Here is a 21,581-nt window from a genome sequence, read left to right as displayed (position 1 = left end):
AAGCCTGGATTCCCGCCTTCGCGGGAATGACATCAAAAATTCGAGCCATGCAACAACGCCGTGTACGTAAAAATTTATTCAGGGGATGGTTTTTATAGTTTTTTAGCTTCTAATAATAAGAATATATTAGATTTTTTTATAATATTTAGTTCTTTATCCGTAAAAGCCTGTAAGGCGATTTCGTCTAGAAATAGGTCACATTTTCTAACATCGGTAAAACCCACTTGTTCCATTAATTGTTTTATGGTCTCAAAATTTCTTTGGTAGGAGGTTACAGTACAATTTTCTATAATTTCTATTTGTATAGGGCAACCGTCAATATACTTATTATCCTTAGTTAAAGGTTTTGTAGGAAGTTTTAGTATATTAAAGACTTCCGGATAAAATGAAGCACTTAAAATATCTAACGTACATATTACAATTTTCCCACCTTTTTTTAAGCATTTGTAACAATTTTCAATAAATGTTTTTAATTTATCAAGAGTTTCTATATATAATATTACAAACACATTATAAACAATATCATACTTATTCTGTCCTAAAACTATAGAGCTGTTAGCATCAGAAAAATCCATAATGTAATATTCTATATCGTTATTTTTTACAGTTTCTATACATAATTGTATTTGATGTGCAGAAATATCACATCCGACTAACTTTGACGGGGTATGCTTAGAAAGAACTTCTAGGTATCTACCGAATCCACAACCTACTTCTAATACGGTTTTACCTTTTATATTTCCTATAAGATTTATAATATGAGGATTAATAATATAATTGTTATTTCTTAACTCGGTAGTTTTCTTATAAGCATTATTAATAGCTTTTAATTGCCAATTTTTCATTATAATTATCCTTCATGGTGTGCGGTGTAGGTAATTTGGATTTTAACTAAATATAGAATTAATAATAGCATTATCAAAATATTGTCCGTTAGAGTGCTTTTTTAGTAATTCTTCATTAAGAAAATCTTCTATTGAATCTACGTGTGGTAAGAGCCTATTATTAATAGGTATATTTTCTTTTAAATTATTGATCAACGTTTGTATTACTAGCTTTTGTATTTTAGGATGTAGCATGTATTCTTTAGGTTCTTCTTTAGGCTCTAATATATATTCCTTAATTAATTGAGATGCTGCTTGAATAATCCCCCCAAATAATAATCCACGAGTAAGTTGGATGTTTTTAGCAGGTACAGATTGACCGGAATTATCAAAATTTACCGGATATCCGCCTTTTAATATTTTGATAAAACCGCCTTTTATTGGATATGTGATATCTTCTAATGCATTTAAGCTCTTATAAGCAAAATTCTTGCGTATAGCTTTCAATAAAGAGTTAAATTCTACGTCTTGTGATGAGCAACTTATTAGGTATTTAATACCGTATAATTTATGTAAATCGAGAGATACGGTAATATCTGTACCTGTACAGCCAAAGATATAATCTGTTTCTTGAAATAATAGTTGTATATTACTGGTAACTTTAAACGAATCTAGAAAGAGCCCTTTTTCTATTTCCTTATCATATACTATCACGTTTTGATTAGTTGCTAACAATTCCTGAATAATACTGCTTCCTATTGCCCCAAACCCCACTACTCCATATACAAAATTATTAGAATTTAAAGGTAAAAATTTCTTCAATTTAGCTACAACCGCTTTAGCAATCATCGGAGATTCTATAAATTGTTTTGCACAAGAATATGAAACATTAATAAGGTTAAAAATAATATTATTATTTTTAATCCGAGAAATACCTGATGATGTTTGTTCTACAGTATAAATTTTATGACTATTATTTAAATACTCAGGAATATTTGTTATACATTGACCGCCGTCATCAAGAACAATAATATATGGAGTTTCTATATTAGTACTAATTCTATCCCACATATTCTTTATATCATAACTAAAATGATCTTTAAAACAACCAAGTTGTCGTGGAGGGAAGCTAGCATGATATACCACCCCCATTTGAATCATTTGTTCTTTTACTTCAGAACATGTAGAATAAAATTTACCCATCACGTGAATATTTTTTGGCTTTGCCCCAAGAATGATTAAAGACCGTATTAAATCTACCGTTGTAAATACAAGGTGTTGTACGCAAACAAATGTTACTTTTTCTAAATTAAGGTTTCTATAGTTTTTAATCTTTTCTACTATTGCTTGTAACGTCGGTAAAATATTATACTTATTCATGATATCCTAATACACCCTTTAAAAAAACTAGACGATGCGCAAAATATTCTATCATCCGTATAACTATTATTACAACTGAAAAATCTAGGATCATCCTCAGGAATCATAGTACTAGAAGTAATTTGATGTAACTCGTCGTTATGTGAATGAAAATACTCAAATTTTATATTTTTTAAGCCGGTATTTAGTTTATTTTTTTGATCGAGAATTATATCCATTAAAATATCTAATAAATTTTTAATATTTCTTTGATCTTCTATTATGCTAGGAGGATTGTTACAATGTAAAGAACTATTAGGTATAGTAGGCATACTAAGAGAATAATATACTTTATTACCTGTGGTAAACCTTGCCGGCTGCATTATATTAGGGATGTAATTTCTTAAATTATAATCTTTTATGTATACTTGTTGTATCAGACTTGCCGGTAAATCCGTATCATCTATCGAAGGTTCAAATGCTACACCTATCCCTTGAGTAATTGAAATTAAATGTTTAACAGTATCAACTATATATGTTCTTGGTTTTAAATTGCGTCTGTTAATTGCCTGCGTAAATAATAACCATAATTTATTATACTCACTAAACTCTTTTAATAATTGTAATTGCTCCCAGCATTTATTAACTAAGTACTTATAAAATTCAGTATATACTACGTTGTCTTGGTTCTCAAACCATTTATTTGAAAATACTAAAATGGTAGTATGCCAGGCATTTTTTTTATTGCTATTATTAATATTACAAAATATTGACCAGTGTTGGTTATCAACTTCCTTATATACATGATCATTCATATTAAGCTTTTTGCAAACTCTACGATTACTTATTATATTAGAAACGCTTGGAAGCATAAATACAGAACGTGCTCCTGCCGATACATTCCAAATAGATTGATGTAATATAGGCGTTTGAGTTAATGAATTCATTAACTCAAACAGACCGAATAATTCACCTGCCTTTAAAAAGTTAAGCGGTATTATTCTCTGTTCTTCCTTAATAAATACTTCGCTAGAATTATTGATGATACACGCTAGGGGAAGATGAGCATATGCTAAACTTTGTCGTAAAGATTCAGGTACTCTTTCATCTTTTATAGAAATCGTTTTTCCATTCAAAGTGGGAAGATAAAATTCTCCGTCTTGAATAATAGATAGTCCATAGGCGTATTTTATCTTAAATATAGAACATTTTTTATAGGTATTTATATGATCACACTTTTTAGCCAATTCCGGATTAACTGTATACATATCGTCCCTAACATCAGACCATTCTACTTCTTCAAGATTCAATTTAATGTTCTTATTGGACATATAATATCATTCATAATCATTGTTATTACCCTAAGGTTTTACATATATTACTTATCCGAGGCAATGAGCCTTGTTGTATGGATCAAGAAATTAATAAAAATCCGTCATGGCTAGGCAATGGTGCAAAGTTATAGTGTAAAGCCGTATGGAAAGCATAGCGTTTTTTCTTATTTTATTCAGTTTAAGGTAAGATTTTAGAAAATCTTATACTTGCTGCTTATACTTGCTGGGGTTAATATTCTCAAATCTAATTATTACTACCTAAAATAACCTCCTATTTTTCATACTGATTTTTTGCCTTATCTCTTCTATTAATGTTGCTTATTTTCCTTTCTAGTGGTGCTGTCTGTTTTTAGAAACTCTCTATCATTGCAAAATATATGCTTTAGATTCCTTACGTGGCTACCCAAACCGTCATGGCGAGACGGCGTTGTTGCGTGGATCGGAATCATTACAAAAAACCCCGTCATTGCGAGGAGGCATTGTTGCGTGGATCATAATTTACCGTATTATGGTTATTACAAGTATGGTGTCATACCGTGGCTTGACCACGGTATCCAGAAAAAATGAGGTGGTACCCTTTGTCTAGACAAATTTTTTAAATTTTAGAGGTGTAATTCTCCTGTATTAATGTATTGGTTTTTCAAAGTAAAGTTTGCATTTTCTATGTCATATAGCCTCTTGATAATTTTCTAGTTTTTCTGCAAAATGTATCATTTCAGGTGTCTTATATTCAAGCGATTGATGAGGTCTTTGCTTATTATAAAATTCTATATAATCTCTGATAGCTATCTTTGCTTCACGTACCGTTTCAAGATCAAAACGATAAATCTTCTCTTGTTTCAAAGATCGCCAAAAACGTTCAATAAATACATTATCTAAGGCTCTGCCTTTGCCGTCCATACTAATAGCTATGCCTTGTTGCTCAAGTATTTGAGTAAAATCTTTTGATGTAAATTGTACTCCTTGATCCGTATTAAAAATGTCAGGCTTGCCATGTATAGATATTGCTTCATTTAGAGCTTCAATACAAAAATCATTTTCTAAACTAATCGACACCCGCCAACTCAAAATATAACGACTATACCAATCCATTATAGCAACCAAATATACAAAACCTTGCTTTAATCTTATGTAAGTAATATCTGCACAGTAAACTTGATTGGAGCAAACCACCTCTATATTATTTAATAGATATGGGTATACTTTATGAGCCTGATTCCTACGGCTTAAATTAATCTTTGGGTATACTGCTTCAATACCAAGTATTTTATAATATTTTCTTATCATCTTACGACTAACATTTAACCCTTCGGATTTTAGGACATGAGACATTCTTCTAGTACCATAATAGGGATGCTCTGTAAAAATCTCATCAATTCTGTTCAGTACTCTATACTCCTTATCATCTAAGGTATTCCTAGCTCGGTAGTAGTAACTTGAGCGGTTTAAATCTAAAAGTTTGCATTGTCTTGCTATGGTTAAATTTGAAGCATAACTTATCATTTTTTTCCTAACCTCTAAATCCAAAGATACTAGATTTTTTTTTAAGCCAGTCTCTTTCAACTGTTAACTGGCCTATTTGCTCAAATAATGATTTAATTAAATCTTCTTGGCCGGTATCTTGTTGTTTAGATTTCGATTTAAATCCAGAAACCATAAAATCTAAAGCTTCTTTCTTCCATTTATAAATCTGATTAGCGTGAACACCATATTTGCTGGTAATTTGAGCTATAGTCATTTCTCCAGATATTGCTTCAATTGCTATTTTTGCTTTTTCTTCTGCACTATATTTTTTAACTTGTTTTTTCATTTTTTTTCATTTTTTGCTCCTTTTCCTAGGAGATATTATACCTACTTTTCTCTATTTTCTTGTCTAGTTTTTGGGTACCATTATAGCCGACCAGATTGAACAAAAACTTGCTGACTTAGAAGGAAAAGTAGGTGGACATATAGCTCCAAAGGAGTTAAGCGAGGCACAAAATATAAAAATAAAATTAACTTATAAGCGAGCAGATGAGTATCCTGAGCTTGCAAAGGTATCTCTTGATTATAATTTAAATAATGAATTGTTTGATAAATGTTTAGACATAGAAAAACGAAAGAAAAAAAGTGACAATTTACCTGATGTCATAATACATGGCACAGAAGTAAGTGATGATTTACGTATCGGAAATAAAGAGGCACTACAAGAATATCATATAGTAAAATTACCAATAAATGATCCAAGAGCATATATCTTAGGTAAAATTACTAATTCTTGTCAATCTATAGGAGGACAGAGCGAGGTGTGTGTAATTGACGGCATAACTAGAGAAAATAACGGTTTCTACGTTTTATTAAAAAATAAAAAGAAAAATCAAGAAAACTTAAAAATTTTTAAACAAACCGGGGAAATCGATTATCAAAATTTTGAGATAGTAGAGCAAGGATATGCCTGGCTTAGTGATGTAGGAAATTTAACCTTTGACTCCTGGGAAAATTTACGTAATCAAAAATTAGGCGGTGGTTTAGCAGATGACGGCATAATAGTGCCGTTGTTAAGGCTATTCGCCGAAAAAGTATGCGAAACTACTGATATTTCTAGAGTTACTATTGGTACCGGCGGTAAGACACCCAACCTATTTAAAGCTCAAAATACTTTAAATAACGAAGAAAATATGAAAGAAGGTTTTAATTACGGTGATGCACAGCATCAAGTATTAATAGGTCAAAAAAAATATTTAACAGCTCTACAAGCAATACTCGATGATAAGAATACACATTGGGATAGGAAAGAAAAGACGCTTAAACAAGTGAAAGAAAAACTAAATATTGAAGAAGGACAAAATATTGATGAATTTATACTTAATTATTATCTGCAGACAAAGAGTGGTTCAGAAGGCTGCACAAATGGATTTTTTACTTACGAAGATTTAAAATCTCTACAAATCACCTTAGTAAGAGGGGTGACAAGTGAAAATACAATATCTGGATATAAAAATAAAATTTTTACGTTTGATGTTTTAAAAGATTTATCTTTAGGGCAGATACATAGCCTTACAACCGATAATGCATTAAAAGGATTTGAAGAAGGCTATTTTACGTTTGATGATTTAAAAGGTTTGGAAGCAGGAAAAATGATAATTCTAATAAAATTCGGCTTATCTATTTATAAAGAACAAGATTTTACTTCACAAGAGCAAAATGATAGTTTGTTTAAAGAAATAAAAGACTCAATATCGAAGTTAACATTAAATAATATACAAAAAATTATAAATCCTCTTAATTGTAAAGTGTTAATTAGTACTCATTTTGATAATGTTATAGACGGACATAGAGAAGGACACTTTAAAATCGATGATCTAGCAAAACTAGAAGCAGAAAAAATAAAACTGCTTACAAGTGAGCTTGCGTCATGTGCATATGATAACGGTTGGCTTAACTTTAATAAACTTAAAGATTTAAGTATATCAGAAATAAAAATTCTTACCTCTGGAGAGTCACTAAATAAATATGAGAACAATATATGCTCATTTGAAGATTTACTAAATCAAAACGATGGAAATTATCATCTTACTAAAGCTGAAGAGTATAGCGTTGATTTAGTAGGTTAACTTTAGGTAGGTTGTTGCATGGCTCTAAGTATCGTCATGGCGAGGCGACCTTGTTGCGTGGATCATAATTTACCGTATTATTGATCATGCTATAAAAAAACGTACAAATCGAATTAAGATGAGATAAAATAAATCTTAGGAGGATTTGCAATGAGTCAAAAAATATATGATAAAGAATTTAAAATTAATGCAGTAAAACTGTATTTAGCAAATAAAGGTAGTAAAAGCATCAATGATATTGCTAAGGATTTAGGGGTTTCACGCTCTGGTTTGGGATATTGGCTTAAGAATTACAAAGGCAAAGGAGAGGCTAGCCCGGATATTGCATGAGATATAGGAGACAAAATCCTCGTAAAGCTGTATAATACTGGTATTTCATTAGAATAATACAAAGGATTTTGTCATGACAAATTGTATAGCATATAGTTACCAGTTTTCCAAAGTAAAAAATCGGACAATAGAGATAAATTTCACTGGAGGTGATATTAGTAGCGATGGAGGTGTGTTGTTATTAAGAGAAGCAGATAAAAGGCTTGGTATAACAGAGGAGCTTGCTAAAATATTTCCTGATAGACGAGATGGTAGTAAAATTACCCATAATATGGCAACAATGCTGAGGCAACGAATTTATGGTATTGCATTAGGTTATGAAGATTTAAATGACCACAATTATCTACGAAAATGTCCTGCTATGCAAACAGCTATGGAAACAATTGATGATATGGCAAGTAGTTCTACCTTATGTCGTATAGAAAACAATGCTGATAGACACTTTGCAATTAAAGTGCATGAACTAATGCTTGATAAATTTATTAAGTCTCATAAAATAGTACCAAAGCAGCTAATACTTGATTTTGATGCTACGGATGATGAAATTCATGGGCAACAGGAAGGTAAGTTTTATCATGGTTATTACGGTCATAATTGCTTTTTACCTTTGTATGTTTTTTGTGGAAAGCATCTGTTAGTTAGTTATCTTAGGACGTCAAAGCAGGATCAAGCAAAACATTCTTGGGCAATATTATCATTGTTAGTAAAACGTTTTCGCCAAGCTTGGCCAGAGGTAAAGATTATTTTTCGTGGTGATAGTGGATTTTGTCGTCATCAGATGTTTGATTGGTGTGATATTCATAATATAAAATATATTGTAGGAATGCCCCAAAATAACAGACTAAATGAGTTACTGAAACCTACAATGGAGAAGTCAAAAGCAGCATTTATTATAACCCAAGAAAAGCAACGTCTTTTTAGTGAGTTTCCATATAAGGCTGGTAGTTGGAGTCATGAACGTAGAATAATTGGTAAGGCAGAAATGACAATGCTTGGAGAAAATCCAAGGTATATAGTAACTAATTTATCAGATAAACCTGAAGATTTATACGACAAAGTTTACTGTGGTCGTGGTGATATGGAAAACCGTATAAAAGAGCAACAACTAGAATTATTTGCAGATCGTACTTCTTGTCATAGATGGTGGGCTAATCAGCTCAGAATGATTTTATCGGGTCTTGCATACACTTTAGTAGAATATATCAGAGGTAATTTATTACAAGGTAGTGCATTAGCAAAAGCACAAATAGGTACAATACGTTTAAAATTATTAAAAATTGGGGTAGTAATTATCCGTAATACTAGGCGTATTAAGTTTTTGTTATCTTCATCATATCCTTACCGACAGGTATGGAATCATGTGATGAAGAAATTAGCATTAGAATAACCTAGATTAGCACTGTTCCCGGTGCTTAGAAAAAATGGGGTAAGGGGCATTACATCTAAAATTTGAAAATAACGGCTTCAAAGCACTTTTTGGCAAAATTTTTACAAAAGTATCATTGCTAATATTATAAATTACTCAATTTCTTACTTTAAATCTCACTTCATGCAATATCCGGGCTAGCTTTGTTGGTAGTGGCAATGTAATGAATCAAGAGGTACGAGATTTAAAGAGGGAATTACATCTTGTAAAACAAGAGCGAGATATCCTAAAAAAAGCAGTGGTCATCTTTTCAGCTCCCGCAAACAAAGGTACGAATTTATGAAGAATCATAGTTCTTGTTTTTGTGTAGATCAGATGGCTAAGATTTTAGGGGTTAGTAGAAGTGGTTATTATGATTTTATTAATCACATGCCAAGTAAAAGAGCTGAATATAATGAGGAATTGATAAGTAAGATTAAAACTATTTTTACAGAAAGTTATAAAACTTATGGAAGTCCAAGGATTCATACAGAGTTAAAAGAACAAGGCTTTGTTTGCTCACGCCCTCGAGTAGCAAGGCTAATGCAAGTAAATAGCATTCAAGCAAAAATGTACAGAAAGTTTAAAAAGACTACAAGGCAGTCTGATAAACCTTATCATAGGGGAGAAGATTTGGTTAAACAAAATTTTTCTGCCTCAAGCCCAAATAGCATTTGGGTAGCTGATATAAGTTATATTTCTGTAAATAATAAATGGGCTTATCTTGCTATAGTACTTGACCTGTTCTCACGGAAAGTAGTAGGTATGGCGTTAGAAGAAACTATGAGAACTGATTTGATAATTAAAGCTCTTAACTCTGCTGCATTACAACGTAAACCCTTAAAAGGGCTTATTCATCATTCTGATCTTGGAAGCCAATTTACTAGTTTTGACTTTTATAATGCAACCAAAAAACACGGAATTGTTTTAAGTCATGGAAAGACTGGTGTGTCCTATGATAATGCTGCTATGGAAAGCTTTTTCCACACTCTGAAAACTGAGCTTGTTTATTTTAAAAAATACCAAAGCTTAGAAGAAGCAAAGCTTGATATATTTACTTATATTTTTACTTTTTATAACCAAAAACGGAGGCACTCTACATTAAATTATCAAACTCCAAATGAGTACGAGTTACATTATAAAAAAATTAAAAACGTCTCTCTTTAATTTGTCCGTTTTTTTGTTGCAAGATCATTATGGTTATTACAAGTATGGTGTCATACCGTGGCTTGACCACGGTATCCAGAAAAAAACTTAATAAAAAGACTGGATGCCGTGATTAAGTCGACGTCGTTGCATGGCTCTAGAAAAGTGCCGTATGTCATTCCCGCGCAGGCGGGAATCCAGAAAAAACACTTAAAACAAGCAAAATTATATAAAAATTTACTATACAATTCGCTTAAATATTTTCTGGATTCCCGCTTTCGCGGGAATGACATCAAAAATTTGATCTACGCAACAAGATCGGCTTCACCATGACGGGTTTTTATTAATTTTCGAACCATGCAGCAATGCCTTCGTCACCTCACTATGACGATTCTGGGTATTGTCCAAATTCAGTTTTTTAGTTATTGAGTCGGAGCATTATTTGCTACTTTTACTTTAATTGTTTTCATAGAGGTATTATCAAAGAACAAATATACTTTAAATTCATCTCCTGCCTTTAAAGATTGTTTTAAATCATACAGCATTATATGTGTACCGCCGGGCTTAAGCTCCACGCTAGTTTTCGTAGGTATTACAAGGTTATCTAGTTTTACCATTTTACTAATTCCTTTTTCATCGGTAAAAGTTTGATGAAGTTCTACTTTATTGGCGATATCCGACGATACGTTTATTAAATTATAATTAGCATCGCTATCATTTTTAATTATTAAATACATAGCGGAATTATTAATTTTACCTGCCATACTTGCTGCAGGTCTTGCCCATGGATTAATAAAGCTAAGATCGGTCATTGCCGTAATAGGCACATTACTATCGGATTGAGTACCGGAAGAAGGAGCTGCCGCCGCTGCCGGTGCAGCAGGGGGATTAGTAGAAGTAGCGTAGCTTACAGAGCAAGTTAAACTAGTAAGTAATAAGAGAAGAGTTTTTAAATTCATGTTGATACCGTAAAATAAGTTTATTCATAAGTTATATTAACATGAATAAGCTACAAATCCAATACTCTTTTAGCAATATTACCGGCATTGCCTAAAAAGAACGGCGTTGTTGCATGGCTCGAATTTTTGATGTCATTCCCGCGAAAGCGGGAATCCAGAAAAAGCACCCAAAACAAGCAAAATTATATAAAAATTTACTATGTAATACGCTTAAATATTCTCTGGATTCCCGCTTTTAGCTAGAATGACATACAGCACTTTTTTTGATCCATGCAACAACGCTAGTAAAATATTGAGAGAGCGGTTATTTTTTCTGATCGGTTCTAATTGAAACAACGGTAGACATACCCGGTATTAGATTAGCATTACTAGCCCGGATATTGCATGAGATATAGGAGACAAAATCCTCGTAAAGCTGTATAATACTGGTATTTCATTAGAATAATACAAAGGATTTTGTCATGACAAATTGTATAGCATATAGTTACCAGTTTTCCAAAGTAAAAAATCGGACAATAGAGATAAATTTCACTGGAGGTGATATTAGTAGCGATGGAGGTGTGTTGTTATTAAGAGAAGCAGATAAAAGGCTTGGTATAACAGAGGAGCTTGCTAAAATATTTCCTGATAGACGAGATGGTAGTAAAATTACCCATAATATGGCAACAATGCTGAGGCAACGAATTTATGGTATTGCATTAGGTTATGAAGATTTAAATGACCACAATTATCTACGAAAATGTCCTGCTATGCAAACAGCTATGGAAACAATTGATGATATGGCAAGTAGTTCTACCTTATGTCGTATAGAAAACAATGCTGATAGACACTTTGCAATTAAAGTGCATGAACTAATGCTTGATAAATTTATTAAGTCTCATAAAATAGTACCAAAGCAGCTAATACTTGATTTTGATGCTACGGATGATGAAATTCATGGGCAACAGGAAGGTAAGTTTTATCATGGTTATTACGGTCATAATTGCTTTTTACCTTTGTATGTTTTTTGTGGAAAGCATCTGTTAGTTAGTTATCTTAGGACGTCAAAGCAGGATCAAGCAAAACATTCTTGGGCAATATTATCATTGTTAGTAAAACGTTTTCGCCAAGCTTGGCCAGAGGTAAAGATTATTTTTCGTGGTGATAGTGGATTTTGTCGTCATCAGATGTTTGATTGGTGTGATATTCATAATATAAAATATATTGTAGGAATGCCCCAAAATAACAGACTAAATGAGTTACTGAAACCTACAATGGAGAAGTCAAAAGCAGCATTTATTATAACCCAAGAAAAGCAACGTCTTTTTAGTGAGTTTCCATATAAGGCTGGTAGTTGGAGTCATGAACGTAGAATAATTGGTAAGGCAGAAATGACAATGCTTGGAGAAAATCCAAGGTATATAGTAACTAATTTATCAGATAAACCTGAAGATTTATACGACAAAGTTTACTGTGGTCGTGGTGATATGGAAAACCGTATAAAAGAGCAACAACTAGAATTATTTGCAGATCGTACTTCTTGTCATAGATGGTGGGCTAATCAGCTCAGAATGATTTTATCGGGTCTTGCATACACTTTAGTAGAATATATCAGAGGTAATTTATTACAAGGTAGTGCATTAGCAAAAGCACAAATAGGTACAATACGTTTAAAATTATTAAAAATTGGGGTAGTAATTATCCGTAATACTAGGCGTATTAAGTTTTTGTTATCTTCATCATATCCTTACCGACAGGTATGGAATCATGTGATGAAGAAATTAGCATTAGAATAACCTAGATTAGCACTGTTCCCGGTGCTTAGAAAAAATGGGGTAAGGGGCATTACATCTAAAATTTGAAAATAACGGCTTCAAAGCACTTTTTGGCAAAATTTTTACAAAAGTATCATTGCTAATATTATAAATTACTCAATTTCTTACTTTAAATCTCACTTCATGCAATATCCGGGCTAGGGGCTTCAAAATCTATTAAGACCGGTATACGCTGAACGATTTTAGTAAAATTGCCCGTAGCGTTATCAGGCGGAATTAGAGTAAATTTTGAGCCGGTTGCCGGTGAGATATTACGAATTCTGCCGTATATTATTTTTTTCGGTAGAGAATCAAATTGTATTTTTACTTTTAAACCGGGGCGGAATTTTTCTATTTGCGTCTCTTTAAAATTAGCTTGGATATACATTGTTTTATCTTGGACGATAGAAAATAATATCCTACCGGAAACTATATAATTCCCGACTTCTAAACTGCTATTACTAAATATACCGCTCACGGGTGCAATAATTTTAGTATTTTGCAGACTCCTCTCGGTGATTTTTTTATTCTCCGTCAATTCTTTTAGATTTTCTTCTTCTGCCGATTTCTCAAGGCTTAATAGTAGCAAATTTTGCTTAGCAATCTGTAAATCTAATTTAGCTTGATTATAATCGGTTTTTGCTTTTGCAAATAGGTTCTTTGAATCATCCAAGGCTTTGCTACTGGCAAATTTTTCTTTATTCAACTCCTTAGTTCTAGCAAAATCAGTGGAAATAATCTCAAAGCTTGTCGTCGCTAAACTTAATTTCTCTTCTGCTTGTGCCAATTTAATTTGCCCTATTAAAGTTTTCTGATCAATAATTTCTATATTTTTTGTTGAGGCATTAATAGAGGCGTCTAACGCATTAAGGCGTGCCTTATAGTCTCTATCGTCAATTTCACCAATCAGATCACCCTTGTTAACCCTTGTGTTATTAGAGATTAATAAATTAGTTAAGACGCCGTTAATCTCAGAACTTACATTTGATATATCGGCATCAATATAAGCATTATCGGTAGATTGCGTATTAACCCAGACATAAATACCGTAACCGGCACTAATTAATGCTATTATAATTATCGCTAACAAATATTTAGCTAAAGGATGAGTTTTATATTTCTCAATATTTTGAATCACATTAAGCATAGTTATTTACTACCGAGTTTGTGCTTGAGAAAATAACAAGCAGGTATAGAAAGAATATATATAACCGCTATTAACGGTAATGAATACCATGGGTATATGATAAGGTTTATAATAATGATTGCAAATAAAATCATTGCAAGCGATAAATATTCCGGTTTTATATTTAAATTTTTTGTTGAAATAGTCGGTAATCTACTAGCAAGTAAAAAAGCTATTATAGCTAAATAGATATTAATGGTTATAGTGTGAACACGAATATTTATATTTAGTAAAGTACTAATTTCAAAATCTAACATAACCGGCGTTAAAGCAAGTAACGCACCGCAAGGTGCCGGTACACCGGTAAAAAAATATTCCGCTCCATCTTGCTTCGGCTGGAAAATACTAATGTTAAAACGTGCAAGACGTAATGCCATACATACGATAAATAGTAGCATCACTGCCCATGAAAACACCTTATACTCATATTGCTGAAAAGACCATAAATATATTAGATATGCGGGAGCTATACCGAAATTGGCAAAATCACATAATGAATCAAGTTCGGCACCGAAAGGGCTGGTAGCGTTTAGCATTCTTGCTACTCTGCCGTCAATGCCGTCAATAATTGCTGCGACTATAATACAATATACGGCAATTTCCCATCTACCGTCTAAGGCAAATCTCAAAGAACTCATACCGGTAATAAGCCCTAATAAGGTAATAAAGTTAGGAATTAATTTTATAAAGGGAATAGGCTTATTTATTATAGCTTTACGTATTTTTAACAATTTAGTACCTAATGTAATAAAGTTTGTTATTGCGAAGAGGTATTGGCATTGTTGCGTGGATCAAGAAAAGTGCTATATGTCATTCCCGCGAAAGCGGGAATCCAGAGAATATTTAAGCAAATTATATAGTAAATTTTTATATAATTTTGCTTATTTTAAGTGTTTTTTTCTGGATTCCCGCTTTCGCGGGAATGACATACTGCTACCCTTAGCGAGTCATGCGGGCAACGCCTCTATAAAGGACAACAATACTACCTTCTCTCAAACTTAAATTCCGACGTTTTTTTACGACTAAAATCGGCAATGATAGTTTCGCCGCCGATAGCGGTTTGACCCTTGGTAACAAATAAGGCTGTTTTTAACGGTAAATAAATATCCGCTCTACTGCCGAAACGAATTATACCGTATCGCTCTCCTACTTTAACCTCGGTGCCTTCTTCTAAATCGCATACTATTCTTCTAGCTATTAACCCTGCTATCTGTACAAAAGCTATTTTCTGACCGGTATTAGTTTCCATTAACACTGATTGACGCTCATTATAAATACTTGCCTTATCAAGTGAAGCGTTAAAAAACTTCCCCGGATTGTAATGCAGCGATAAAATTTTTCCGCTAGCAGGTACCCTATTAACATGCACATTAAAAATATTAAGAAAAACACTAACTCTTATCATTTCTTCGTTACCAAGCCCTAACTCTGCTGGAGGCACAGCTTCTTTTATTTCTTGAACTATTCCGTCCGCCGGACTTACTATTAAGTCATTATTTATAGGAACGTAGCGGTCGGGGTTACGGAAAAAATATATACACCAAGCAGTTAGGATAAACCCTATGGCACCAAGTTTACTATTAAAAGAAGCTAATAAAAAACTCACTACCGCAAAGCTTGCAATGAATATATACCCTTCGCGATGAATAATTTTAAAAAAATCGTTATATTTATCTTGTTTCATTTTGATCTCTAAAAGTTGTTGATGTTGTTATTCTCGTATCCTTTTATGTCATTCTCTGCGTAGGCATTGTTGCGTGGCTCTAAAAAAGTAGCTGTATGTCATTCCCGCGAAGGCGGGAATCCAGAAAAAAATATTTTTAAGTCATCCTGAATTTATTTCAGGATATTTTTTAACAGATGCTGAAACAAGTTCAGCATGACAAAAAAAACCTGGATTCCCGCTTTCGCGGGAATGACATCAAAAATCTGAGCCATGCAACAACGCCACCTGGAAACGGGAATAACATCGAACATACCACGCAACAATATATAAGTTATTTATACCCCTTCCTCACTCTCTTCTAAATCCTCGTCATCTTTCATTGCTACCGTTGGGGCGTTTTGATCTTCTTGAGCTGATCCAAGAGCATACACACACAAATCTTCAAGTGGCACGTTATTTTTTTTAGAAAGATCGTTTAATTTACTAATTGCATCCATTACTTCTGATGGTACGGCACCTCCACGTTCTTTTGACAACCAATCTGCTTGAAACTGTATTGGGTGATGCCCTTGTTCGGGTGTTCCGATATAAAATTTAAATTTTGACTTTTGTCCGCCAAAATCACAATCAAATTCAAATGCTTTCATAATAAAGACAAATTTAATTACATTATTTATTATTAATGGTTTGATATTAAAAACGCAAACCTAAAATGCTCTTTTGTGCTAATAAAAAATTATAGCTAGGCTTGCATATAGAATTTTTGCATTATGCTTGTTGTGTAGACTAATGTTCTATGTCATTCCCGCCTTTAGCTAGAATGACACCGAGCATACTTAACTTACCTAGGTAATAACGCTTGCTTAAGATGATCGTTGGAGGCAATAAATTTATCGTTGTTATTTATTACCACACCGCCGGCTTCTTTAATGATTAATTCAAATGCATGATATAGAGTATAATTTAATGATGACAAATATATTATATCGATTTTACCGGCTGCTAAAAGCATAGCTGAGTAGCAAGGTGAGCCGAAATCTCTGATATTATTTGCCGGAAAAATAGAATCACTTAAATTATCGCTTATTATTAAGGCATTCTTTAAATCATTGATACCGGAAACCCGAAGCCTTGCACTTTTATTATTTATGGCATTAAAACTATCTCTTTCTATCCACGCCCCTTTGCCTTTTTCGGCATAATAAATTTCATTAAGTGCCGGAAAATGTATTACGGTAGATACCGGCATTAAACCTTTTTGTGTTCTTTTTAAATAAGTTATCGATAAAGCAAAAAAAGGTATACTTCTAGCTAGATTATTTGGGCTATCTATCGGGTGTACCAAAAAAGCAACTTCCCGATTATTATTATCTATCTCAAATATATCCTCCGGAAAAAACAAAGATTCTAAATGCCTTTGCAATTCATTTTGTAATAAAGTTTTTAATTTTAAGTAAGATTTCTCGCAGAATTCTTTATTGCCTGAGCTTGTTCTCTGGAGCATTTCAAGCTCTAAAAAATCTCGTTGTAAAAATTTAACGGCTTTGCGTGTAGCACTAATTAATAAATTGGTTATCGGTTGCATTTATATACTCGTTGTCTTTCAAGAATTGCTCTTTCATTTTATCAGGGTCTCGTGTACTCACGTACTATTATAGGCGTTGTTGCATGGATCGAAAAAAGTGCTGTATGTCATTCCCGCGAAAGCGGGAATCCAGAAAAAGTACTTAAAATAAGCAAAATTATATAGAAATTTACTATATAATTCGCTTAAATATTCTCTGGATTCCCGCCTTCGCGGGAATGACATCAAAAATTTGATCCATGCAACAAGACCACTAATTATACGCTCCGTTCACTCGCCCATCAAAATAAAATTCAATTCTTGAAATACTTAGAGTATACATTAATAATTTACTTAACTCGCTCGACAAAACTAATATCCTCGGTTTTGATAATAATTTTTTCGCCCGCTACCAAATATTGCGGTACCATAACCCTAATACCGTTGGCTAAAATTGCCGGTTTATATGAAGAGGTAACGGTTGATCCTTTTATTACGGGGGCGGTTTGAACGATTTCAGCCGTAACCGTCGGCGGCAGTTCAATATTCAAAGGATTATCTCCGTAAAATTCTACCTTTACTAGCATATTATCGGTTAAAAGCGGTAATTTTTCACCTAAAATTTGTTTGTCTATAGTAATTTGCTCAAAAGTTACATTATCCATTAACACAAGGTTATTATCTTCAAAATAAAGAAATTGAAAATTTTTATGTTCAAGCTCGGCTTTTTCGATATAATCGGATGAACTAAAGCGTTCATTAAGCTTTGTTCCCGTTTTTAAGTTTTTCATCTCTACTTGCACATAAGCACCGCCTTTGCCGGGTTTAGTATGTTCAGGCGTTTTATTTACCACCCATAAATCATTGTTGTATACTAATATATTACCGGTTCTAATTGAATTTGCCGAAATTTTCATATATATAATTACAGTATGTATCTTAAAAAATTAAAATATACAAATTATTCTTTTTAAAAACAAGGTTTAAAGATAATATTTTAAATAATACTATTTTAACATTTGGGTTTTGTAAAATTTATGACGGCAAATATATTAGTAGTAGACGATATAGAGACAAATATTAAATTATTAAAAGCAAAGCTTTTAAACGAGTACTATACGGTCTTTACCGCAATTAGCGGTAAGGAGGCATTAAGTATACTTGAAAAGGATAAAATCGATGTGGTATTGCTTGATGTTATGATGCCCGAGATGGATGGTTTTGAGGTATGCAGGCAGATAAAAGCGAATCCTGAGACTACTCATATACCGGTAGTTATGGTAACGGCACTTTCGGAGGTAGAGGATCGTGTCACCGGTTTAGAGGCGGGGGCAGATGAATTTTTGACCAAACCTATAAACGATACTGCTCTTTTCGTAAGGCTTAAGTCCCTATCGAGAATGAAAGCATTAATTGACGAATTAAAGCTTCGGAATGATACAAATGCTTTATTGGGTAGTCCGGCTATAGAAATGCAGGATACTTTTAACGATAAAAAAATCTTATTAATTAATGATGATATAGTACAGGCTAGAAATATCAAACAAATGTTACTAAAAATTTCTCCGAATGTCCGAGTAATAAGCGAGTCCCTAGAACTTGAAGCTACACCGGAATATATTCCTGATTTAGTAATTATTAGCAGTACGCTCGAAAATGAAGATCCGTTAAGAGTGAGCGTAGTGTTAAGAGGCAAACCGGAAATAAGCGGAGTGGTACTAATTTTACTAGTCGATGAAGAAAATTTACCTATAGTTATGAAAGGAATGGAACTCGGAATTAACGATTATTTTATTTACCCTATTGAAGAAAATGAGTTACTCGCAAGGATTAGAACACAACTTCGCAGAAAACAATATCAAGATAATTTACGCAATGACCTTGAACAAAGTGTAAATTTAGCAGCCAAAGACGGTTTAACGGGCTTATTTAATCGGCGTTATTTCGATATACATATAAAGCAAATGATAGAAAAAGCTAACGAAGGTGAAATTAGTTTGCATTTACTTATGTGCGACGTTGATGATTTTAAGCATGTTAACGATAGTTACGGTCACCAAGCGGGAGATACGGTTTTAAAAATAGTTACCCGTGTTTTGAAAAATACTTTTAGAGTAACTGATTTAATTGCCAGATTTGGCGGAGAAGAGTTTACCGTTCTTTTAAGTGATATGAATATGGAGCAAGCAATACATACGGCAGAAAGAATTAGAGTAAAAATTGAATGTATGGATTTTCAGATTGAAGGACAGCCGGAACCTATACACAAAACTATTTCTATCGGTGTAACGGAATATAAAAAAGGAGAATCTGTCACTGATTTTATCGAGCGTTCAGATAAAGCGATGTATATGGCAAAAACATCAGGAAAAAATAAAGTAGTAAAATTGGTTTAATATAAATTTAAGATAATGAAAAATTTTCTTTCTCAAGAATATCGTAAACTACCTTATAGACCCGGGGTAGGAATGATGATAATAAATACTGAAAATAAAATATTTGTCGGTAAAAGAGTAGATACTAAAGTGGCAGCATGGCAAATGCCTCAAGGTGGTATAGTACCTGGAGAAACCTCAAGCGTTGCAGCATTGCGGGAAATGCTAGAAGAAATCGGCAGCGATAAAGGGCATATTATTGCTGAAAGTAAATGCTGGTATAGCTATGATGTGCCGGCATTTCTAATACCGAAATTATGGGACGGTAATTTTCGAGGTCAAAAACAAAGATGGTTTTTAATTAGATTTACCGGTACTAACGAAGACATTAACGTTAATACTAGTAACCCTGAATTTGAGCAGTGGCGTTGGGCATCATTTGATGAATTATTTTCTATTATAATTCCTTTTAAACGTAAGCTTTATCAAGCAGTAGTAAAAGAATTTGAATCACTGCTTGATAGGTAATGCTTACATGACTCAAATTATTAATGTTACTTCCACGAGGCATTGGCATTGTTGCATAGCTCGAATTTTTGATGTCATTCCCGCGTAGGCGGGAATCCAGAAAAATTATAGTCATCCTGAATTTATTTCAGGATATATTAATGAGATGCGCAAAACTTGTTCAGCATGACAAAAAAAGCCTGGATTCCCGCCTTCGCGGGAATGACATATAGCACTTTTTTAGAGCCAAGCAACACGCCCGAGGCAATACTGAGCTAGAATAACATACCGGGGTATGAATGCTTTTTTATCATAATCGTAAATTTAAACCATCCGACAAATGCAAAGAAATTATTTAGAACAATTTAAAAAACTCCCCCTTACTTTAATTTCGCTTATTACTGTAATTTGTATTATAGGGTTTATAGTTCTTTATTCGGCATCAAATAGCAATCTCCAACCTTGGGCATATAAGCAAATAGTAAATTTTTGTATATTTTTGCCTTTATCTATCCTAATTGCCACACTTGACTTAAAATTAATATTTAGGTTTTCCTATATATTCTATTTTTTAGTATTAGCTTTATTATTAAGCGTCGAGCTTTTCGGTTCGGTATCGATGGGAGCAAAACGTTGGATTGATCTGGGAATCATCCGTTTACAACCTTCTGAACCTATAAAGCTTGCAATAATATTAATGTTAGCTCGTTATTTTCACCAATTAAAATTTGAAGATTTGACAAAAATACATAAAATTTTAGTACCGATTATTGCAGTAATTATACCGGTACTATTAATAATCAAAGAACCTGACCTTGGTACCGGCATTATAAATATAATTATTACCGGTATTATATTTTTTGCGGTTGGGTTTAGAATAAGAAATTTTGTAATAATCGGTCTTATTGTATTTGCTTGTATACCGGTAATGTGGCATATAATGCATGATTATCAAAAAAAACGAGTAATGGTATTTCTTGACCCAGAAAAGGAACCGCTCGGTGCCGGTTATAATATCATTCAATCAAAAATCGCGATAGGTTCGGGAGGAGGTTTTGGGCAAGGACTAAACCAAGGCAGTCAAAGTCACTTAGATTTTTTACCCGAACATCAAACAGATTTTATTTTTGCGACATATGCTGAGGAATTTGGTTTTATAGGCGGGATTTTCCTATTACTTTTATATTCTGCGGTTATAGTTATCTCATTAATAATTGCTATTAATAGCCGTTCTATTTTCGGTAAATTAACGGTAATAGGTATAACCTCAATTTTATTTAGTCATGTATTTATCAATATGGCAATGGTTATGGGGTTATTGCCGGTAGTAGGAGTACCGCTGCCATTTATTTCTTACGGCGGAACAATGATGGCTTCGATGTTAATCGGTTTCGGGCTGGTTATGAATGTACAAGTAAATCAACATACCAATTTAAATTAAAAAATTATCAATCAACAAATTTATTTTAGCTTTTCATAAAGAAAATTCTAGACCGCAGCAAAAAGATTTGTTATAAGAAACCTGACCTTAAAATATCAA

20 protein-coding genes are annotated in these 21,581 nt (G+C 33.0%); 8 read left to right on the top strand and 12 right to left on the bottom strand.

From position 1 onward, the window contains the following. Window positions 1–92 precede the first annotated feature (92 nt). From AAGD48_RS09610 to AAGD48_RS09590, 5 genes are all read right to left on the bottom strand, one after another. Entirely contained in the window at window positions 93–845 is a 753-nt protein-coding gene (locus AAGD48_RS09610) for a class I SAM-dependent methyltransferase (RefSeq protein ID WP_341789835.1), read from the bottom strand. A 42-nt stretch (window positions 846–887) separates the two neighbouring features. Beyond that, complete coding sequence (locus tag AAGD48_RS09605) at window positions 888–2,204, bottom strand: hypothetical protein (protein WP_341789834.1); 1,317 nt, start codon at window positions 2,202–2,204, stop codon at window positions 888–890. Beyond that, window positions 2,201–3,493 (bottom strand): hypothetical protein, encoded by a 1,293-nt coding sequence (locus tag AAGD48_RS09600; protein WP_341789833.1) that lies wholly within the window; start codon window positions 3,491–3,493, stop codon window positions 2,201–2,203. The genes AAGD48_RS09605 and AAGD48_RS09600 overlap by 4 nt, the downstream gene beginning before the upstream one ends. Before the next feature lie 690 nt (window positions 3,494–4,183). After that, window positions 4,184–5,020 (bottom strand): IS3 family transposase, encoded by an 837-nt coding sequence (locus AAGD48_RS09595; protein ID WP_341789572.1) that lies wholly within the window; start codon window positions 5,018–5,020, stop codon window positions 4,184–4,186. Between the two features lie 7 nt (window positions 5,021–5,027). Then, a complete protein-coding gene (locus tag AAGD48_RS09590) occupies window positions 5,028–5,327 on the bottom strand; it encodes a transposase (protein WP_045812944.1) in 300 nt (99 codons plus the stop codon). A 70-nt stretch (window positions 5,328–5,397) separates the two neighbouring features. On the opposite strand from AAGD48_RS09590, the gene AAGD48_RS09585 reads away from it, so the two are divergent. The 4 genes from AAGD48_RS09585 to AAGD48_RS09570 all read left to right on the top strand — a co-directional run bounded on the left by AAGD48_RS09585 (window position 5,398) and on the right by AAGD48_RS09570 (window position 10,012). After that, a complete protein-coding gene (locus tag AAGD48_RS09585) occupies window positions 5,398–7,110 on the top strand; it encodes a hypothetical protein (protein WP_341789832.1) in 1,713 nt (570 codons plus the stop codon). Between the two features lie 150 nt (window positions 7,111–7,260). Beyond that, the gene (locus AAGD48_RS09580; RefSeq protein ID WP_341789831.1) at window positions 7,261–7,440 is read left to right on the top strand and encodes a transposase; all 180 of its coding nucleotides are present in this window, start codon (window positions 7,261–7,263) and stop codon (window positions 7,438–7,440) included. Between the two features lie 73 nt (window positions 7,441–7,513). Beyond that, the gene (locus tag AAGD48_RS09575) at window positions 7,514–8,827 is read left to right on the top strand and encodes an IS1380 family transposase (RefSeq protein ID WP_341789277.1); all 1,314 of its coding nucleotides are present in this window, start codon (window positions 7,514–7,516) and stop codon (window positions 8,825–8,827) included. A gap of 234 nt (window positions 8,828–9,061) precedes the next feature. Then, the gene (locus tag AAGD48_RS09570) at window positions 9,062–10,012 is read left to right on the top strand and encodes an IS3 family transposase (RefSeq protein ID WP_341790717.1); all 951 of its coding nucleotides are present in this window, start codon (window positions 9,062–9,064) and stop codon (window positions 10,010–10,012) included. Between the two features lie 401 nt (window positions 10,013–10,413). Here AAGD48_RS09570 and AAGD48_RS09565 read toward each other — a convergent pair whose 3' ends face one another. Further along, window positions 10,414–10,950 carry a copper chaperone PCu(A)C gene (locus tag AAGD48_RS09565; RefSeq protein WP_341789830.1) on the bottom strand — a complete coding sequence of 179 codons (537 nt, stop codon included), beginning with the start codon at window positions 10,948–10,950 and terminating at the stop codon, window positions 10,414–10,416. A gap of 461 nt (window positions 10,951–11,411) precedes the next feature. Here AAGD48_RS09565 and AAGD48_RS09560 point away from each other — a divergent pair, with 461 nt between their 5' ends. Then, window positions 11,412–12,725: an IS1380 family transposase gene (locus AAGD48_RS09560; RefSeq protein WP_341789277.1), complete on the top strand. Its 1,314-nt coding sequence runs from the start codon at window positions 11,412–11,414 to the stop codon at window positions 12,723–12,725. 160 nt (window positions 12,726–12,885) lie between these two features. Here the strand turns inward: AAGD48_RS09560 and AAGD48_RS09555 are convergent, their stop codons facing one another. The 6 genes from AAGD48_RS09555 to efp form a co-directional block, all read right to left on the bottom strand. Then, window positions 12,886–13,890: an HlyD family secretion protein gene (locus AAGD48_RS09555; RefSeq protein ID WP_341789829.1), complete on the bottom strand. Its 1,005-nt coding sequence runs from the start codon at window positions 13,888–13,890 to the stop codon at window positions 12,886–12,888. Window positions 13,891–13,892: 2 nt separating this feature from the next. Further along, on the bottom strand, window positions 13,893–14,660 hold the full coding sequence (gene pssA, locus AAGD48_RS09550; protein ID WP_341789828.1) for a CDP-diacylglycerol--serine O-phosphatidyltransferase: 768 nt from the start codon (window positions 14,658–14,660) through the stop codon (window positions 13,893–13,895). A 251-nt stretch (window positions 14,661–14,911) separates the two neighbouring features. Then, the gene (locus tag AAGD48_RS09545) at window positions 14,912–15,613 is read right to left on the bottom strand and encodes a phosphatidylserine decarboxylase (RefSeq protein ID WP_341789827.1); all 702 of its coding nucleotides are present in this window, start codon (window positions 15,611–15,613) and stop codon (window positions 14,912–14,914) included. Window positions 15,614–15,930: 317 nt separating this feature from the next. Then, the gene (locus AAGD48_RS09540) at window positions 15,931–16,242 is read right to left on the bottom strand and encodes a DUF2610 domain-containing protein (RefSeq protein WP_341789826.1); all 312 of its coding nucleotides are present in this window, start codon (window positions 16,240–16,242) and stop codon (window positions 15,931–15,933) included. A gap of 194 nt (window positions 16,243–16,436) precedes the next feature. Continuing rightward, window positions 16,437–17,180, bottom strand: coding sequence for an inositol monophosphatase (locus AAGD48_RS09535; RefSeq protein ID WP_341789825.1), 744 nt, complete (start codon window positions 17,178–17,180; stop codon window positions 16,437–16,439). 329 nt (window positions 17,181–17,509) lie between these two features. After that, a complete protein-coding gene (efp, locus tag AAGD48_RS09530) occupies window positions 17,510–18,076 on the bottom strand; it encodes an elongation factor P (RefSeq protein WP_341789824.1) in 567 nt (188 codons plus the stop codon). Window positions 18,077–18,196: 120 nt separating this feature from the next. Here efp and AAGD48_RS09525 point away from each other — a divergent pair, with 120 nt between their 5' ends. The 3 genes from AAGD48_RS09525 to rodA all read left to right on the top strand — a co-directional run bounded on the left by AAGD48_RS09525 (window position 18,197) and on the right by rodA (window position 21,482). Beyond that, window positions 18,197–19,555 carry a PleD family two-component system response regulator gene (locus tag AAGD48_RS09525; protein ID WP_341789823.1) on the top strand — a complete coding sequence of 453 codons (1,359 nt, stop codon included), beginning with the start codon at window positions 18,197–18,199 and terminating at the stop codon, window positions 19,553–19,555. Between the two features lie 15 nt (window positions 19,556–19,570). Further along, complete coding sequence (locus tag AAGD48_RS09520) at window positions 19,571–20,062, top strand: RNA pyrophosphohydrolase (protein ID WP_341789822.1); 492 nt, start codon at window positions 19,571–19,573, stop codon at window positions 20,060–20,062. 319 nt (window positions 20,063–20,381) lie between these two features. Continuing rightward, on the top strand, window positions 20,382–21,482 hold the full coding sequence (rodA, locus tag AAGD48_RS09515) for a rod shape-determining protein RodA (protein WP_341789821.1): 1,101 nt from the start codon (window positions 20,382–20,384) through the stop codon (window positions 21,480–21,482). Window positions 21,483–21,581: the final 99 nt, after the last annotated feature.

Source organism: Rickettsia endosymbiont of Polydrusus tereticollis, from assembly GCF_964026385.1.
Classification (GTDB): Bacteria; Pseudomonadota; Alphaproteobacteria; order Rickettsiales; family Rickettsiaceae; genus Rickettsia.
This window is presented reverse-complemented; position numbering and strand designations above follow the sequence as displayed.

Bases quoted from the DNA above. Each gene is read 5' to 3' on its own strand.
- AAGD48_RS09610 (WP_341789835.1), bottom strand. From the start codon at position 845: ATGAAAAATTGGCAATTAAAAGCTATTAATAATGCTTATAAGAAAACT.
- AAGD48_RS09605 (WP_341789834.1), bottom strand. From the start codon at position 2,204: ATGAATAAGTATAATATTTTACCGACGTTACAAGCAATAGTAGAAAAG.
- AAGD48_RS09595 (WP_341789572.1), bottom strand. From the start codon at position 5,020: ATGATAAGTTATGCTTCAAATTTAACCATAGCAAGACAATGCAAACTT.
- AAGD48_RS09590 (WP_045812944.1), bottom strand. From the start codon at position 5,327: ATGAAAAAACAAGTTAAAAAATATAGTGCAGAAGAAAAAGCAAAAATA.
- AAGD48_RS09580 (WP_341789831.1), top strand. From the start codon at position 7,261: ATGAGTCAAAAAATATATGATAAAGAATTTAAAATTAATGCAGTAAAA.
- AAGD48_RS09575 (WP_341789277.1), top strand. From the start codon at position 7,514: ATGACAAATTGTATAGCATATAGTTACCAGTTTTCCAAAGTAAAAAAT.
- AAGD48_RS09565 (WP_341789830.1), bottom strand. From the start codon at position 10,950: ATGAATTTAAAAACTCTTCTCTTATTACTTACTAGTTTAACTTGCTCT.
- AAGD48_RS09560 (WP_341789277.1), top strand. From the start codon at position 11,412: ATGACAAATTGTATAGCATATAGTTACCAGTTTTCCAAAGTAAAAAAT.
- AAGD48_RS09555 (WP_341789829.1), bottom strand. From the start codon at position 13,890: ATGCTTAATGTGATTCAAAATATTGAGAAATATAAAACTCATCCTTTA.
- AAGD48_RS09545 (WP_341789827.1), bottom strand. From the start codon at position 15,613: ATGAAACAAGATAAATATAACGATTTTTTTAAAATTATTCATCGCGAA.
- AAGD48_RS09540 (WP_341789826.1), bottom strand. From the start codon at position 16,242: ATGAAAGCATTTGAATTTGATTGTGATTTTGGCGGACAAAAGTCAAAA.
- AAGD48_RS09535 (WP_341789825.1), bottom strand. From the start codon at position 17,180: ATGCAACCGATAACCAATTTATTAATTAGTGCTACACGCAAAGCCGTT.
- efp (WP_341789824.1), bottom strand. From the start codon at position 18,076: ATGAAAATTTCGGCAAATTCAATTAGAACCGGTAATATATTAGTATAC.
- AAGD48_RS09525 (WP_341789823.1), top strand. From the start codon at position 18,197: ATGACGGCAAATATATTAGTAGTAGACGATATAGAGACAAATATTAAA.
- AAGD48_RS09520 (WP_341789822.1), top strand. From the start codon at position 19,571: ATGAAAAATTTTCTTTCTCAAGAATATCGTAAACTACCTTATAGACCC.
- rodA (WP_341789821.1), top strand. From the start codon at position 20,382: ATGCAAAGAAATTATTTAGAACAATTTAAAAAACTCCCCCTTACTTTA.